Annotated in this window: 12 protein-coding genes; 4 read left to right on the top strand and 8 right to left on the bottom strand. The window is 33.3% G+C overall.

The window, feature by feature from the left end; genetic code table 11:
- Nucleotides 1-96: 96 nt before the first annotated feature.
- Genes IEW40_RS00245 through IEW40_RS00235 form a run of 3 tightly spaced genes read left to right on the top strand, consistent with a single transcriptional unit; the run spans nt 97 to nt 2,768 of the window.
- Entirely contained in the window at nt 97-795 is a 699-nt protein-coding gene (locus tag IEW40_RS00245) for an SDR family NAD(P)-dependent oxidoreductase (protein ID WP_188616068.1), read from the top strand.
- A gap of 8 nt (nt 796-803) precedes the next feature.
- Nucleotides 804-1,448, top strand: coding sequence for a MarR family winged helix-turn-helix transcriptional regulator (locus IEW40_RS00240; protein ID WP_229663336.1), 645 nt, complete (start codon nt 804-806; stop codon nt 1,446-1,448).
- 18 nt (nt 1,449-1,466) lie between these two features.
- Nucleotides 1,467-2,768: a cryptochrome/photolyase family protein gene (locus IEW40_RS00235; protein ID WP_188616067.1), complete on the top strand. Its 1,302-nt coding sequence runs from the start codon at nt 1,467-1,469 to the stop codon at nt 2,766-2,768.
- Nucleotides 2,769-2,770: 2 nt separating this feature from the next.
- On the opposite strand, the gene IEW40_RS00230 is transcribed toward IEW40_RS00235, so the two are convergent.
- Both IEW40_RS00230 and IEW40_RS00225 read right to left on the bottom strand, forming a co-directional pair.
- Nucleotides 2,771-3,619, bottom strand: a complete 849-nt coding sequence (locus tag IEW40_RS00230; protein ID WP_188616066.1) for a diacylglycerol/lipid kinase family protein — start codon at nt 3,617-3,619, stop codon at nt 2,771-2,773.
- A gap of 19 nt (nt 3,620-3,638) precedes the next feature.
- On the bottom strand, nt 3,639-4,439 hold the full coding sequence (locus tag IEW40_RS00225; RefSeq protein WP_188616065.1) for a DUF3298 and DUF4163 domain-containing protein: 801 nt from the start codon (nt 4,437-4,439) through the stop codon (nt 3,639-3,641).
- Between the two features lie 127 nt (nt 4,440-4,566).
- Between IEW40_RS00225 and IEW40_RS00220 the strand changes: the two genes are divergently transcribed.
- Entirely contained in the window at nt 4,567-4,803 is a 237-nt protein-coding gene (locus IEW40_RS00220; protein ID WP_188616064.1) for a TM2 domain-containing protein, read from the top strand.
- A gap of 53 nt (nt 4,804-4,856) precedes the next feature.
- On the opposite strand, the gene IEW40_RS00215 is transcribed toward IEW40_RS00220, so the two are convergent.
- The 6 genes from IEW40_RS00215 to lysS all read right to left on the bottom strand — a co-directional run bounded on the left by IEW40_RS00215 (nt 4,857) and on the right by lysS (nt 17,825).
- Nucleotides 4,857-6,749 carry a DUF3858 domain-containing protein gene (locus tag IEW40_RS00215; RefSeq protein WP_188616063.1) on the bottom strand — a complete coding sequence of 631 codons (1,893 nt, stop codon included), beginning with the start codon at nt 6,747-6,749 and terminating at the stop codon, nt 4,857-4,859.
- Nucleotides 6,750-6,804: 55 nt separating this feature from the next.
- Nucleotides 6,805-8,739 carry a DNA topoisomerase (ATP-hydrolyzing) subunit B gene (gene gyrB / locus IEW40_RS00210; RefSeq protein WP_188616062.1) on the bottom strand — a complete coding sequence of 645 codons (1,935 nt, stop codon included), beginning with the start codon at nt 8,737-8,739 and terminating at the stop codon, nt 6,805-6,807.
- A 189-nt stretch (nt 8,740-8,928) separates the two neighbouring features.
- Nucleotides 8,929-9,672, bottom strand: a complete 744-nt coding sequence (locus tag IEW40_RS00205) for a hypothetical protein (protein ID WP_188616061.1) — start codon at nt 9,670-9,672, stop codon at nt 8,929-8,931.
- Nucleotides 9,673-9,813: 141 nt separating this feature from the next.
- Nucleotides 9,814-11,241 (bottom strand): glutamate synthase subunit beta, encoded by a 1,428-nt coding sequence (locus IEW40_RS00200; RefSeq protein ID WP_188616060.1) that lies wholly within the window; start codon nt 11,239-11,241, stop codon nt 9,814-9,816.
- A gap of 170 nt (nt 11,242-11,411) precedes the next feature.
- Nucleotides 11,412-15,899 carry a glutamate synthase large subunit gene (gene gltB, locus IEW40_RS00195; protein ID WP_188616059.1) on the bottom strand — a complete coding sequence of 1,496 codons (4,488 nt, stop codon included), beginning with the start codon at nt 15,897-15,899 and terminating at the stop codon, nt 11,412-11,414.
- 228 nt (nt 15,900-16,127) lie between these two features.
- Nucleotides 16,128-17,825, bottom strand: coding sequence for a lysine--tRNA ligase (lysS, locus tag IEW40_RS00190; RefSeq protein ID WP_188616058.1), 1,698 nt, complete (start codon nt 17,823-17,825; stop codon nt 16,128-16,130).
- Nucleotides 17,826-17,950: the final 125 nt, after the last annotated feature.

The following is a 17,950-nucleotide window of genomic DNA, read 5'->3' as shown; positions in this document are numbered from 1 at the left end:
TTCGAGATTCGGGATCTGTGTTATCTGTGAAATCTGTGAGAAATAAAATAATCCGTGAGAAATAAGAAAAATCCGTGAAAAAAAACAAATAATAATATGAAAAACATTGTCATCATCGGTTGCGGAAGCGGCATTGGATTAGCAACCGCAAAAGAACTTCAACATTCCCATCACGTTTTGGGAATTTCTAAGACCAAAACTCCTGAAATGGAACAAATGAATATTCAATTTTTTGAAAAAAATATTTTGAATGATTCTTTGGAAGACATTCCGTTTCCTGATGTTATCGATGGTTTGGTTTATGCGCCTGGAAGCATCAATCTTAAGCCTTTCAACAGACTGTCTGAAAACGATTTCAGAGATGATTTTGAAATCAATGTTTTAGGAGCGGTAAAAATCATCCAAAAATTATTGCCGAATCTGAAAAAATCAGAAAGTGCAAGTGTGGTACTTTTTAGTTCTGTTGCTGCCAAAACAGGAATGCCTTTTCACGCTTCCATAGCTTCTTCTAAAGCGGCTATTGAAGGTTTAACCAAAAGTTTGGCGGCAGAATTAGCTGCACAAAAAATAAGAGTAAATGCCATCGCTCCCTCACTAACAGACACCAAATTGGCTGCACAATTACTTTCTTCGGAAGAGCGCAGAGAAGCTTCTGCCAAACGACATCCGCTTCAGAAAATAGGAAATGCCGAAGAAATTGCAAAAATGGTTGTATTTTTACTCTCGGAATCTGGAAATTGGATAACGGGACAAGTAATAGGGATAGATGGAGGAATAGGAAGTCTAAAAATTTAAATTGAAAAATGATGAATACCAACTTTTTAATTAATGTAATTCTTGAAATTGATGAATTTCAAAAAGAAAAAAACAAAACCAACGCCACAATCGAAGAATTTAGAATTTGGTTAAACGAAAAAGCGTATAATGCAGTGAACCCTACTGAATTATTCAAAAAAGAAAACCAAAAAGTTTTTGATTTAGAAAACGAAATTGCCAAACAAGTCATTCTTTTAGGCCGATTCACCAAGCAAATGATAAGACGTGGTTTGAAAGATTTTCCGCAATTGGCAAACGAAGAATTCACCTATCTCTACCGATTGATGGACGAAGAAACTCTTACCAAAATGCAATTGGTAGAGCGAAACGCCCACGAAAAACAAACCGGCATAGAAATCATTAAAAGAATGGTAAAAAACAATCTGGTAGAAGAATTCCCGGATGAAAATGACAAGAGAACTACCCGATTAAAGTTGACCGATTTAGGAAAAAAAATGTTTGTAGAATCCATCAATGATGTTACGGTAACTTCTAGAGTTTTATCTGCCAAATTAGAAGAAGAAGAAAAAGAAAATTTATTGAAGCTTCTAAGAAAACTCAATGAGTTTCATTTCCATATTTATCAAGAATATAAAACCGCAGAAATTGATGAAATCAACTCATTAATTTAATTCTTTATTAAAATTTTGATGAAAACAAGGCTCAATTTATTTTGGTTCAGAAGAGATTTACGGTTAATCGACAATAACGGTTTGTATAAGGCTTTACAATCTGGGCTTCCCGTGTTGCCAATATTTATTTTTGATACCGATATTTTAGAAAAACTTGAAAATAAAGAAGACAAACGGGTAGATTTTATTTTTCAAGCTCTAGAAAAACTCAATGAATACCTAGAAAAACAAGGTAAATCTATTCAGATTTTCTTTGGAAAACCTATAGAAATATATGAAAATCTGAGCCAACAATATGACATTGAAAGTGTTTTTTGCAACGAGGATTATGAACCTTATGCCATTAAAAGAGACCAAGAAGTAAAAGATTTTTTAGCTTCAAAAAATATAAATTTTCATCAATTCAAAGACCAAGTAATCTTCCAAAAAGACGAAATTGTAAAGGCAGATGGTAAACCATACACCGTATATACCCCTTATTCTAGACAATGGCTTTTAAAATTTCAAGAAAAACCTTTGGAAATCTTTCCTTCTGAAAAAAAAATAGAGAATTTATTTGAAATCAAAGCGCAAAACTTCACTTTAGAAAGTATAGGCTTCAAAAAAACCAATTATCAGTTTGAACCGCCAAAAATTAATCTCGAAATTCTAGAAAAATACCACGAAACCCGAAATTTACCTACCAAAGAAACCTCTCAAATGAGTGTTCATCTGCGTTTCGGGACCATTAGTACTCGAAAATTAGTGAAATTGGCGAGTGAACTTCATGATAATACGTATTTAAAAGAATTGATTTGGAGGGAATTTTTTATGCAAATTTTGTGGCATTTTCCGAAAGTGGTTCATCATTCATTTAAAGAAAAATATGATAACATAGACTGGGAAAATAATGAAGTGATGTTCCAAAAATGGTGCGAAGGAAAAACAGGCTACCCTATTGTAGATGCGGGAATGCGTGAACTAAACGAAACCGGATTGATGCACAATAGAGTGAGAATGGTCTGTGCTAGTTTTTTGACCAAACATTTATTGGCCGATTGGCGTTTGGGTGAAGCCTATTTTGCAGAAAAATTGATGGATTACGACCTGAGTGCCAACAATGGAAACTGGCAATGGAGCGCAGGAAGTGGTTGTGATGCAGCACCTTATTTCAGGGTTTTTAATCCGGAGGAACAACAGAAAAAATTTGACCCAGATTTTATTTACATCAAAAAATGGGTAAAAGAATTTGGAACTTCACGTTATCCCAAACCTATTATAGAACATAAATTTGCAAGAGAACGCGCTCTGGAAAGGTATAAAAAAGGGTTAGGAGATTAATTTTAGACTAAAATCCTCAAACTTTTTGGTAAAACTTTTACTTTGATAGGAGACTCAATATTGTTGAACTCGCCGTCTAAATGCCATAAATTAGAATTTACCGAAAATTCAATTTCTGAGACAGAAATGTATTTTAAATACTGATTTTCTACCAATTTTTTGGTAAACATTCTGTAGGCAAAAGTGGCAGCGTGTGTAAAAGGAAATTTTTTGACCAAAGCAATTTCTAGCAAACCATCGCTTTTGCTAGCTTGTGGAGCGATATAGGCATTATTCCCGAATTGGCGTGTATTGGCAATATTCATCATTAAATATTTGCCATTGTATTTTTTGTATTTTTCTTCAAAAGTAATTTTGATAGGTTGGTACTTAAAATACGTCTGTATAGACGTTTTGATATAATTTTTAAAACCTCTGGAAGTCTTTTCGAAAGCCTCTACTACTGCCCCATCAAAGCCTACTCCTGCAACATTAATCGAAAATCTACCATTCACGGTAAAGGTATCAATTTCTTTAAAATCTTGAGTTTCTAATTTTTGGAGAAACTGGTCTAATTCAATATTAAATTTAGTTTCATTGGCAAAACCGTTACCAGAGCCCGCAGGAATAATTCCTAAAATTTTATCACTGTTAATAATGCTTTTAGCCACGGTAGAGATTGTACCATCACCACCAATTGCTACAAAAACCTCAACATTTCCCCAATTTTTTTTGATAAAATCATCAGTTCCGTTGATGGAATCTGAAATATAAACCAAAGGATTTTCTATCTTCTTCTTTAGTTGTTCTAGAAGTGGTTGATAATTTCCTTTGGAGGAAAATGGATTGATAATGAAGGCTATTTTTTGCATAGGTGCAAAATTACGGAAATTATTTTAGGTTATTTCTAGAAATAAAATCAGGTTTTAAGTAGGGTTTTAAATCTGAAAACGGAATTGTAATTTCTACTACACCTGCTGCGTAAGCCGTAATTTCATAGTGATTGTATACGAAAGTGATGCTTTCATCATCAAAATAAAAATTATTATTGGCTGTAATTTTTTGTTCTAAAAGCATCTCTTTTTGTTCTTTGTTGGAAAAATATTTCATTAACAAATCACTTATCTCTTGGCTTTTAGCATCTTTAAAAACATCAGAAACTTGAATGACCGAATTTTTTTTAAGATCAAAATTTTTGTACAGAATATTGTAGTAGCCGTGCGCACCACCACTGTAACCGTCATTTTGATACATTATAGTCAAAATATCATTTTTTAAAGAATGAAAATCCATAGATGAATTTTCTTCCCAAGTTTGCTTAAAACTAGGTTTAAAGTCTTTAGAATTTTTTTTAACAGAATCAAAATAAGCCTCTTTTTGGGCTTGCAATTCTAAATCCAAATTTCTAAAATTATAATCTTTTAGTGGATTGATCTCTGCATAATGATAAATACTATCCGCAATTTTTTTATTGTTCAAATTTGAGAATATTAAAATTTTTGAAGAAAACTTAGCTGTCAAAACTTCGTTTATTCTGGTAGAATCATCAATTTTAATAGAATCTACTGCCGATAATTCTTTGGGTAGGGCTACTTTATTTTCAGGAATAATAGTGATGGGTTTGGTTTGATTCATTTTATTACAAGAACTTGCAATAAGTAGTAATGAGAAGAAGTAAAATATTTTTTTCATTGTGTTGATTTTATGAATCAAATTTAGCAAAAACCTTACCATAGTTTTAAAGATTCAATAAAAATTACCATTATTTTATGGAATATGAATTAAAATTAATTATTTTTGAAAAAACAAAATTGAGAAAATGGAAAATCAAGAAAACAAGAAGGTATTGGCTGGTGTATTGGCTATATTATTAGGAGGCTTTGGTGTACACAAATTCATACTAGGTTACACAAAAGAAGGTATTATTCAACTTATTTTAGGACTAGCATGCGGAGTTGGCGCTTTGATAGGATTGATTGAAGGAATTATTTACCTTACAAAATCAGACGAAGACTTTTATAATACTTACCAAGTCGGTAAGAAGGGTTGGTTCTAAAAAACAAAAAGAAGCATTTTTCAATGCTTCTTTTTTTCAACATTATTTTTAATCTAATTCTTATTTAGGATAATACTTTGGTTTTCTGAATTATTCTTTACTTCAAAAAATTGTTTAAATATCGGGTAATATTCTTTGGGATAACTAGAACTTAAGATCTTCATTTTAGAAACAATTACCAAAGTTCTTTGATTTAATTGTACATCATACTCATAAACTAATTCGCCGTCATCTGTTTTTATTTTTTTTGGCTTTGGTATTTCTAAGACATCATAATCATCTGGAATTCTAAAAATAATTTTAGTTACTTTATTTATGGGTGATAAAAATTCTATAGGGTATTTTCTTTCATTAGTTTGATTAAAATTATATGAATTAGAATTGAGAAGTAATATTGGATTCAAAACTAATTTTTCATTAAATTTATCTATAATTTTTAATGATTTTAATTTTGCTGAAAACTCAAACTTATCATCAATAAATTCTTTAATATTAATATTTTCAAGATTTTGATTATAATATTCATTTAGCTCATCAGTCTTATTATCAAACATTTCTTTGGCTTGTAATGCTAAACTAGCACTTTTATGATTTGTAAGGTTTGCTAAAATATCATTCTGATTATCAAGTGTTAAATCATAAGTTGTAAAATCATCACTCAATGTTTCGTTATAAATATGAATAGGAAATCCTTTATCTTCTCTCAATACATATCCAAACGAGTTCCAAGCTCTAGTTGGCAATAAGTTTTCGTAAGAATTTTTACTTGTTGCATCATATAAATATATTTTTCCATCTAACTCTAGACATGCAATAATATAATTAAAACTGTATAAATTAGGAGTCTTAATATTAGGTAGACCATAATCAACAGTTGCTGTAATAGCAGGATTGGCTTTTAATTTTGCTTCACGCATTGCTGCCACTAGAAATAAGTTTATATCTGCTACATTACCTACTTTATCACTAATTAATGTCTTAAAACCATTCTCAGCGAAAATTCCGTTATTATTATTCCAAACATATTCATTCTTAATTTTTTTAAAAATTTTATTTGCTTTTATCAATGGATTTTTTTCTTTCTTAATATCATCATCTATAACTTTTCTTGCAACATAAGATTTGTTGAGAAGTTGACCGAAGTTTTCATTTTTATATAATTCATTTTTTACATAATCCCAAGTAACATTATAATTAAAAAGTTCGAAGTCATAAATATTTACAGAACTTAGAATTGATTTTATTTGAGTTTTGTAATTATCTATATTATTTACAAAATTTTCAAATTTAATAGGCTTTATATTTTCAAAAGTATATTTTTCAACACTTCCAAACTTTGTTTTCTCTTTTGTCTTTTTTGTTGGGGCTATTTCTCCTGAGTAATTTACTATATAATTAAGCAAATCTGTATTGTATAAAAGAAACTCAGATTTTTCTATTGGAATTTCAGATTCTACGTAAAAGATGGGAAGACTCCTTATGAATGGAGATTTAATTTCATAACTGTATTCTATTACAGAACCATTTTTAATATTAGGGAAAGCTATTTTTGTTAAAGCTACATTCTTACCTTCTTTTTGTACAAATTTAGACGTATCATCTATGGGCATTACATCTAATTTACCTTGGTTTAAATTATATATTTTTGCTTCAAAAGACAGAATTTTTTCCTTAATATTATTTTGATTATACAAAGGAATGCTCATATTAAGCCATTTCTCGGAACGATTTTTATCATAAATTTTAATTCTTCTAAAATATTTTTGATACACAACTCTATCATCAATATCTATTTTATAAGTTACAGAATTATAAACTATTTCAGCAGGAGCCTCTTTGTCTATTAGTGAGGCTTCTTTTACCATAATTTTGGAATCAAAAGAATTAAACTGAGAAAAAAAAAATTGAGTAAAAAGTGTTAATACAATAAATAAGAAATTTTTCATGGTTATTTTAATTTTAAAAAAAACCGACTAAAAAGTCGGTTTAATTTATATTATTTTACGCATCAATATTAGCATAGACTGCGTTTTTCTCGATAAATTCTCTTCGTGGTGGAACTTCGTCACCCATCAACATAGAAAATACATTATCTGCATCTGCCAAGCTTTCTATGGTCACTTGTTTCAGAATACGGTGTTCAGGATTTAGTGTAGTTTCCCAAAGTTGCTCTGCATTCATCTCTCCAAGACCTTTGTAACGTTGTATTTCTACGCCTTTGCCATCAGTAGACATTTCAGCTATCATGGCCTCTCTTTCTTTTTCGTTGTAAGCGTACATTTCTTTTTTTCCTTTTTTCAATAGATACAAAGGTGGTTGAGCGATGTAAACATAGCCTTGCTCTATCAATTCCTTCATATATCTGAAGAAGAAAGTAAGAATTAAAGTAGAAATGTGAGAACCATCAATATCAGCATCGGTCATAATTACTACTTTGTGATATCTTAGTTTAGAAATATTAAGAGCTTTGCTATCTTCTTCAGTACCTACAGAAACCCCAAGTGCAGTGTATATATTTCTGATTTCTTCATTATCATACACTTTGTGAAGCATTGATTTTTCTACGTTTAAGATTTTACCTCTCAATGGAAGAATCGCTTGGAAATGTCTATCTCTACCTTGTTTAGCAGTACCACCTGCAGAATCTCCCTCTACTAAGAAAATTTCAGAAATTTCAGGGTCTTTAGAAGAACAATCTGCCAATTTACCTGGCAAACCAGAACCTCCTAATGGAGATTTACGTTGTACCATTTCTCTAGCTTTTTTAGCAGCTTGTCTTGCTTTAGCCGCCAAAACTACTTTCTGAACTATGGTTTTCGCTTCGTTTGGATTTTCTTCTAAGAAATTGGTTAGCATTTCGCCAACGATTTTATCTACCGCTCCTGAAACTTCGGAGTTTCCTAATTTGGTTTTGGTTTGACCTTCGAACTGAGGTTCCATCACTTTTACAGAAATTACTGCAGTAAGACCTTCACGGAAATCATCCCCTGTAACTTCTACTTTTTCTTTTGCAGGAAGTCCTAATTCATCGGCATATTTTTTAAGCGTTCTTGTAAGAGCTCTTCTAAAACCTGCAAGGTGAGTTCCTCCTTCGTGTGTATTGATATTATTGACATAAGAGTGAAGATTTTCGTTAAAAGAAGTATTGTAACGCATCGCCACTTCTACCGGAATATCGTCTCTTTCGCCTTCCATAAAGATTACGTGCTCCATAATAGACTCACGATTACCATCGATATATTCTACAAATTCTTTAAGACCACCTTCTGAGAAAAATCTTTCAGTTTTGAATGATCCATCTTCATTTTTTACTCTTTCGTCTGTAAGAACAATATTGATTCCTTTATTTAAAAAAGCCAATTCTCTAAGACGAGAAGCTAATGTATCATAATTGTAAACCAATTCTTGAAAAATAGAATCATCTGGTTGAAAGAAAACTTCTGTACCTCTTTCTGCAGTGGTTCCTATTTCTTGCACATCTGCTAGTGCTCTACCTTTAGAATATTTTTGTTGATATATTTTACCATCTCTAGAAACAGTAGCTACTAAAGAAGTAGAAAGTGCATTAACACAAGACACCCCCACACCGTGAAGACCACCAGAAACTTTGTAAGAATCTTTATCAAACTTACCACCAGCACCGATTTTGGTCATTACCACTTCTAGCGCAGATTTTTGTTCTTTTTCGTGGAAATCTACAGGAATACCTCTACCGTTATCTTTTACAGAAATTCCGTCACCTTCGTGAATCGTTACAGAAATAGTGTCGCAATGTCCTGCCAAAGCTTCGTCTATAGAGTTATCTACTACTTCATAAACCAAGTGATGAAGACCTCTTACCCCAACATCACCAATGTACATAGAAGGTCTAAGACGTACGTGTTCTATCCCTTCTAACGATTGAATGCTACTTGCTGTATATTGTTTTTGACTCATAATAAATGCTTTCTGCTTTCTGCTTTTGGCTTTCAGCGAGTTTATTTTATATAATTATTGATTAAATTTTTGCTTTTTTCAAAGACTTACAAATATCGGAAAATTTAACGAGATACGAAAGCAAAAAAGAGGAAGTTTTCCACAGAAAACTTCCATATCAATATCTACCAAAACTGACTGATAAACAAACTATTTTTTGTACTCATCCACTACTCCATTCCACATTTCTTTAATCTGAGAGCTGAGTTTTTTAAAAGATTCTTTTTCAGTTTCAATCCTTAAGTTATCTACTTCATCTTGTTTTTTCCATGCATTAGATGTTTTATTTTGCTCTGCTGTAGCTTCTGCCAAACCGTATAAATATTCCGTTTGAACATCAAACAAAGCAGCAGATGCTGTGGTTCTTACTTTTACATTTTTATTTTTGAGGTAACCCAATGAAAATATATTTTGAGGTCCATAATTTTTATTATCTATACTAAATTGACTGTCAAAAGTATAAACCAAAAGCATACTCGCTTTCATTTTTGCTGCAGCTAATCTCAAATCTTTAATTGTTTTGTAATTATAGGGTAAAAGCAATTTATTGAATGGCGAAATCTGCTTAATCCCTTTTAGTTTGCCCAATTCTGCAAACGAAACCTCTTCATCTGCATCACGTGTAAGAATCATACTGAAATTTTGTCCCGAATTTTCGGTTCTAGCATACCTATTTTGGTACACATAATTGGTATAATTAGGAGCTTGAATTCTTGCAACAGCAATATTTACAGGAAATTCTGCTGAAGGTTTATTTTGAAGAATTTTAGAAATATCTTCATCGGCTAAATTTGAAATTTTAACATCACCACCAGGCGTTGTATAATTTACTGCACAAGAAATTGCTATTACACTCAGTAGTATAACAGCTAGAAAATTGTTGTATTTTTTCATTGGGAAATAGTTTTAGTTTATAAAAACATTCAATAATTATACCAAAAACTAGGAGAAAAATCAACTCAAAATTTAATTAAAAACAAAAGAGGAAGCTCTCCGTAGAAAACCTCCCCTCAAAAAATATAATTTGATTTAGGATTATATCAAAAATGCATCTACTTTTTCGGCGCACTGCAAACCTTCGCTTATTGCCCAAACTACCAAAGATTGCCCTCTTCTGGCGTCTCCACAACTGAAAACTTTCTCTTGATTGGTGCTATATTCTCCTTCTTTACCGATTAAATTTCCTCTTGGGTCAAGATTGATTTCTAAATCTTCTACTATTCCTTTTTGTTCTACGTGTAAGAAACCCATTGCCAAGAAAGCCAAATCACATTCTATGGTAAATTCTGTGTCTGGTTTTTCTACAAATGTGGTGTATCTTTTTGTAACAGGATCTTTGCTCCACTCTATTTCTACGGCTTTTAAACCTTTTAGATTTCCTGCTTCGTCTTTTATAAATTCTTTGGCATTAATCGCCCATTTTCTAGTGCAACCTTCTTCGTGAGAAGTGGTGGTTTTCAGAATCATAGGATACATTGGCCAAGGCATGGTTTCATCACGTTGTGAAGGCGGAGTTGGCATAATTTCAATTTGATGAACTTCTGTTGCACCTTGTCTATTCGCTGTTCCGATGCAATCTGAACCCGTATCTCCACCACCAATTACCAACACTTTTTTACCTTTAGCATCTATATTATCTTCCGTAAAAGCAATATTACTTACTTTCTTGTTGTTTTGACGGAGATATTCCATCGCAAAATAAACGCCTTTTGCATCGCGATTTGGGATAGGTAAATTTCTAGGGACGGTAGAACCCATCGCTAAAACAATTGCGTGAAATTCTCTATTGAGTTGTTCTGCAGAATAATCTTTGCCCACCAAAGTATTGGTTTTGAATTCAATCCCTTCTGCTTTCATTAAGTCGGCTCTTCGTTTTACCACAGATTTATCTAATTTAAAATCTGGAATTCCGAATCTCAACAAACCACCCACTTCAGATTCTCTTTCAAAAACAGTTACCGAATGTCCCAATTGATTCAATTTTTCGGCTGCTGCTAAACCAGAAGGTCCAGAACCAATTACAGCTACTTTTTTGCCCGTTCTTTTTAAAGGAAGCCTAGGTTTTACATAACCGTTTTGATAGGCAATTTCGATAATATTTTTCTCTACTTCTTCTATTGTTACTGGCAATTCGTTAATTCCTAAAACGCAAGAACCTTCGCAAGGAGCAGGACAAATTCTTCCCGTAAATTCTGGAAAAGGATTGGTAGTGCTTAAAATATCGTAGGCTTTTTTCCACTCTTCTTTATATACCGCATCATTAAATTCTGGAATTACATTTCCGAGCGGACAACCACTCATACAGAAAGGAATTCCGCAATTCATACATCTTGCAGATTGCTTGTTTAATAATTCTGCTGATGGCAAATGTTGAAATTCTTTGTAATGCTGAACTCTATCTGCTACTGCATCTTTAGTTGGTAATTCTCTTTTATATAATAAAAAACCGTCTGTTTTTCCCATTTTTTTAAATTTTTGTAATTCTGATGATTTTTTTTATTCATTGGAATAAATTGATATCGTTCGTTCCTATTATTCATTGGAATGAATTCCAATGCTATGAAATCGTTCGTTCCTACGGAACTCATCGAACAATTTCAAACGATTTTAAACCCATTCAAACTTTATTAATTCTAAAATTCCACGCCTTGTTTTTCCAATACTTTTTTGTAATCTCTCGGGAAAACTTTCACGAAATATTTTAAATTTTCTTCAAAATCTTGCAACAAATATTTCCCTAAATCACTATCGGTTTCCTTCACGTGTTCTTCCACTAAATTTTTGATGGTGTTTTTATCTTTTTCCGTCAAACCTTCTAAATCTGCCATATCAGGATTGAAATTTTGTTTCAAAGTTTCGTTCACATCCCAAATATAAGCGATTCCGCCACTCATTCCTGCTCCGAAATTTTTACCAACTCCACCTAAAACCACTACAGTTCCACCAGTCATATATTCGCAACCGTGAGCTCCTACTCCTTCTACAACAGCAGTTGCACCAGAATTTCTTACGCAGAAACGTTCTCCCGCCATTCCGTTGATGAAAACTTTTCCGCTGGTTGCACCGTATAAAGCTACGTTTCCAATAATACTGTTTTCATTGGCTTTGAAAGTAGAACTTCTATCAGGATGAACTACCAATTTACCACCAGAAAGTCCTTTTCCGAAATAATCGTTTCCGTCGCCTTCCAATTTCATCGTAATTCCTTTGTTGCAGAACGCCCCGAAACTTTGTCCAGCAGTTCCTTTGAAATTAAACCTCAAAGCATCTTCTGGCATTCCTTCGGATTTGTAAATTTTGGTTAATTCGTGAGAAAGAATCGTCCCAACCGTTCTATCTGTATTGATGATATTGAATTCTGCTTCACATTTTCCGTTATTTTCGATGGCGTTTTGAGCCGCTTCAATCAATTTCCAAGACAATGAATCTATCAACTCATCTTCTTGAGGTTCAGCTTTTGTTAGAGGCAATTCAGTGTCCATTTTTTGTAAAAACGCACTTAAGTCAACGGTTTTAGCTTTCCAGAATTTTAAATCTTCTCTTTTGGTTAAACATTGGTATTGCCCTACCATTTCATCAATTGTTCTAAAACCTAAAGAAGCCATAATTTCTCTGGTTTCTGTTGCCAAGAACGTGAAGTAATTCACCAAATGATCGGCATTTCCTGTGAATTTTTTTCTCAATTCACCGTTTTGAGTTGCAATACCAACTGGACAAGTATTTTCGTGGCATTTTCTCATCAAAATACAACCTTGAACGATGAGTGCAGAAGTGGCAATTCCCCATTCTTCAGCGCCCATTAAAGTTGCCATTACAATATCTCTACCTGTTTTTATTTGTCCGTCTGTTTGTACGGTAACTCTTTGTCTTAATTTATGTTTAATTAAAGTTTGATGCGTTTCTACCAAACCTAATTCCCAAGGTAAACCAGCGTGACGCACCGAACTTAAAGGCGATGCACCAGTTCCGCCATCGTAACCAGAAATCAAAATATGATCTGCTTTTGCTTTTGCAACACCAGCTGCAATGGTTCCCACTCCTGCTTTTGACACCAATTTTACAGAAATTCTGGCGTGTCTATTCGCATTTTTAAGGTCGAAAATCAACTGTGCTAAATCTTCAATAGAGTAAATATCGTGATGTGGCGGCGGAGAAATTAAACCAACTCCAGGCGTTGAGTGACGGGTTTTCCCAATCCAAGCATCTACTTTATCGCCAGGTAATTGTCCGCCTTCACCAGGTTTTGCACCTTGCGCCATTTTAATTTGAATTTCATCAGCTTCTGCTAAATATCTTGCTGTAACACCAAATCTTCCCGAAGCCACTTGTTTAATCGCCGAACGAAGATTTTCTCCTTTTTCGTTGAGTTGATAACGGATTTCGTCTTCTCCACCTTCTCCAGTGTTACTTTTTGCACCAATTCTGTTCATTGCAATTGCTAAAGTAGAATGCGCTTCGTAAGAAATGGAACCAAAAGACATTGCACCACTCGCAAAACGTTTCAGAATATTTTCTACAGGTTCTACTTCCTCAATCGGGATGGCTGGTCTATCGTTTTTAAATTCTAATAAACTTCTGAGAGTTGCTGCATTATTGGTTAAATTATTGGCAGCTCTAGAATATTTTTTGAAAGTTTCGTAATCGTTATTTCTTGTAGCTTTTTGTAATAAATCAACGGTTTGAGGGTTGTACATATGGTACTCTCCTTTTCTTTTCCATTGATAAACACCGCCTTCATTTAAGACAGGTTGTTCAAATTTAGGAGCATAAGCATCAAAATGTTTCGCTAATGCTTCTTCTGCCAAATCATCGAAACCAAGTCCTTCAATTCTAGAAATTGCGCCAGTAAAACAAGTATTTACTACTAATTTATTTAAGCCTATAATTTCAAAAATCTGCGCTCCTTGATAAGACATCAACGTTGAAATTCCCATTTTTGAGAAAATTTTCAGCAAACCATCACCAACAGATTTAATATAATTTTTCTTTGCTTTAGGATAATCTTCGCCTTTAATTTCGCCAGAATTCACCATTTCTCTGATGGTTGCCAACGCCAAATATGGATTAATTGCAGTTGCACCAAAACCGAGTAAAGTTGCAAAATGATGAACTTCCCAAGCATCGCCCACTTCTACCACCAAGCCAACTTTTCTACGAACTCCCATTCTTATTAAATGATGATGAACCGCAGAACAAGCCAATAAACTTGGGATTGCAGCGTGATTAGAATCTATAGCTCTATCTGAAAGGATAATTACATCAAAACCATCTTGCACCGCATCCATCGCATAACGGCAAAGTCTGTCGATTCCTTTTTTCAAACTACCTGATTTTCCGTCTGCTTTGAAATAGGTTTGTAAAGTTTTCGCTTGGAAATCTCCTGTATCAATACTTCTTAATTTTTCTAATTGAAGATTATCCAAAATTGGATTATCTAAGGTTACACTATGTGCAAATTTTTTGTCACCTGTTAATAAATTTCCGTTTCCACCGATAATTGTAGTAAGAGACATTACTAATCTTTCACGAATTGGGTCGATTGGCGGATTGGTAACTTGTGCAAATAATTGTTTGAAATAAGAACTTAAATGCTGTGGTTTTTCGCTTAAAACCGCAATTGGAGAATCAAATCCCATAGAACCAATGGGTTCTTTGCCAGATTCTGCCATTACTTTAATCACTTTTTCTATATCTTCTCTAGAATATCCGAAAGCTTTTTGGAATTTAAGAACATCTTGCCCCTGAATCCTTGTAAATCTCATTCTTGGTTCAGGAAGTTCGTCTAGTTTAATTTGCTTTTCTTCTAGCCATTGCTGATACGGTTGAGAAGTACAAATTTCTTTTTTCAACTCATCATCATTAATGATTCTTCCTTTCTTTAAATCTACCAAAAACATTTTCCCTGGTTGCAATCTACCTCTTCTTATCACTTTTGCAGGATCTACAGGAAGCGCACCAGATTCTGACGCCATTACAATGGTATCATCACTTGTTACGCAATATCTAGAAGGACGAAGTCCGTTTCTATCAAGAGTTGCCCCAATTACTTTTCCATCTGTGAAAGAGATAGAAGCTGGTCCGTCCCAAGGTTCCATCACACAAGCGTGGAAAGCATAGAAATATTTTTTGTAATCTTCCATATGCTTGTCTCCGTCCCAAGCTTCAGGAATGAGCATCATCATTACGTGTGGTAAACTTCTGCCAGAATGCACCAACAATTCTACCATATTATCTAAGTATGATGAATCTGATTGATTTGGTTTGGTTAAAGGCAAAAGCATATCCATTTCTTGTTGAGTAAAATATGGACTTTCTAGATTTTTTTCGCCAGAACGAAGCCAGTTTAAATTTCCTTGAACCGTATTAATTTCGCCGTTATGTGCTAAAAAGCGGAATGGTTGTGCAAGATTCCAATTCGGGTTGGTATTGGTAGCAAACCTAGAGTGTATCATTCCGAAAGCGGAAGTGAGTTTAGGGTCTGTTAAATCTTTGAAATAATTTCTAATTTGCACGCTTCGCAACTGCCCTTTATAGATTAATTTTCTACAAGACATAGAAGCTACATAGAAACCAATTGGGTCATTTTGGGTAATATTGGCAATTTGGTGAGAAATATAATTTCTAAAAACAAACAATTTTCTCTCGAAATCATCGTCTGAAGTTACATCAAACGGTTTTTCGATGAAAATCATTTCCATTACGGGTTCTACAGATCTCGCTGTTTCGCCAATTTCGAAGTTATTAACAGGTACAGAACGAAACCCTAAAATCTTATAATTGAGTTTTTCTGCAGAATTATAAATAACTCTTTTGCATTCATCTCTCAGCGCGTCATCTTTAGGAAAAAATAACATCCCTAGTCCATAATCACCTACATCTGGCAAATAAAAGCCATTCTCTAGTGCTTTTTCATAAAGAAACTCGTGCGGAATCTGAATCTGTATTCCTGCACCATCACCAGTACTCTTCTCATAGCCTGTTGCTCCTCTGTGTTCCATGTTTTCTAACATGGTAATAGCATCCGAAACAATCTTATGGCTTTTCACTCCTTTTAAATTGGCCACAAAACCAACTCCACATGAATCAAAATCAAACTGTGGTAAATATAATCCGTTTTTCATCCCCATTAAATTTTAGGCAATGCTACGAAATACATATTATAATTCATAGCAATTATTTTAATTTGCGAAATATTTTAATTATTAATTTTATTATAATTAAAAATATAAACTTTATAGCAGTTAATATTTTTAACTTGATAAAAATAATTTATCTACAAATATACAAGGTTTAAACAAAAAAAGCACTCCGATTCGGAATGCTTTTAGATTTTTTTTATTGATTTAACATTAAATTAATATCATCATCAAATTTTCGTTAATTCTTTCGACTTTGATTAAATTATTTTTTGTTAAATTTTTTGTGGCTTTATCCCATTTTTTTCCAGACAATTGAGATTTTTCTTTAACTATTGACAATTCCATCGCTTCTGATTGCGAATTCAATATTTCCATTATGACTTTTTCGTCTTCACCTAGCTCTACAGTAGGCATTTTTTTCTCTGGTCTCATTTGCGGAAAGAACAACACTTCTTGAATAGACGCATTGTTGGTCAAGAACATAATTAATCTATCCATCCCAATTCCTAAACCAGAAGTTGGCGGCATACCATATTCTAAAGCTCTCAAGAAATCTTGGTCTATAAACATTGCTTCATCGTCACCTCGCTCAGAAAGTGCCATTTGAGATTCGAAACGTTCTCTTTGGTCGATTGGGTCGTTTAATTCTGAATATGCATTGGCAATTTCTTTACCACAAACCATTAATTCAAAACGTTCTGTAAGCCCTTCTTTGCTTCTGTGTTTTTTGGTAAGTGGAGACATTTCGATAGGATAATCAGTAATGAAAGTTGGCTGAATAAAGTTTCCTTCACATTTTTCTCCAAAAATTTCATCAATTAACTTTCCTTTACCCATGGTTTCATTCACTTCAATTCCGATAGATTTTGCAAAGTCAGCCAATTCTTGTTCAGATTTTCCCGTAATATCAAAACCAGTAAATTTCTGAATGGCCTCCGTCATAGAGACTCTTGGATATGGAGCTTTGAAATCAATTTCGTGTTCCCCAAAAGTAGCTTTGGTAGTTCCGTTTACTTGAAGCGCACAGAATTCTAGTAATTTTTCGGTGAAATCCATCATCCAATTGTAGTCTTTGTAAGCTACATAAATTTCCATTGCGGTAAATTCTGGATTATGGGTTCTGTCCATTCCTTCGTTACGGAAATTTTTAGAAAATTCGTAAACGCCATCAAAACCACCAACAATCAATCTTTTCAGATACAATTCGTTAGCAATTCTCATATATAAAGGAATGTCTAAAGCATTATGATGTGTAATGAAAGGCCTAGCAGCAGCACCACCAGGAATTGCTTGCAAAATAGGCGTTTCTACCTCGAAATAACCTGCATCATTAAAGAAAGTTCTCATGGCGTTGAACAATTTTGTTCTTTTCACAAAAATTTCTTTTACGTGAGGATTTACAGTTAAGTCAACATAACGTTGTCTGTAACGCAATTCAGGGTCGTTGAAAGCATCGTGCACCACTCCATTTTCATCAGTTTTAGCTAAAGGAAGCGGACGAAGAGCTTTGGTTAATAATGTAAAATTTTTAACCATTACCGTCATTTCTCCCACTTGCGTTTTGAACAATTCACCTTCAATACCGATGATATCACCAATATCTAAAAGATGTTTGTAAACTTCATTATACAATGTTTTATCTTCGCCAGTACAGATTTCATCACGGTTAAAATACACCTGAATTCTACCATCAGAATCTTGTAATTCTGCAAAAGAAGCTTTCCCTTGAATTCTTCTTGACATTAATCTACCGGCAAGATTTACCTTCTTCCCTTCTTCGAAGTTTTGTTTTATAGATTGGGTAGTATGTGTTACTTTATATTCATCTGCTGGGAATGCGTTGATTCCCATTTCTGTCAATTTCTGTAATTTTTCTCTTCGGATGATTTCTTGTTCTGTTAAAGACATTGTTTTTTCTATTTTTTGGAAATGCAAAAATAAGGAATTTTTATGAACTTTTTTTGTAATAAATTCAATTTCAAACACAAAAAAAGCAACCTCTGTAGAGATTGCCTTCTGTTAAAATTATAAAA

The sequence above is a fragment of the Cloacibacterium rupense genome (assembly GCF_014645495.1).
Classification (GTDB): Bacteria; Bacteroidota; Bacteroidia; order Flavobacteriales; family Weeksellaceae; genus Cloacibacterium; species Cloacibacterium rupense.
Note: the sequence above shows the minus strand (reverse complement) of the source record. Positions and strands in the feature narration are given on the sequence as shown.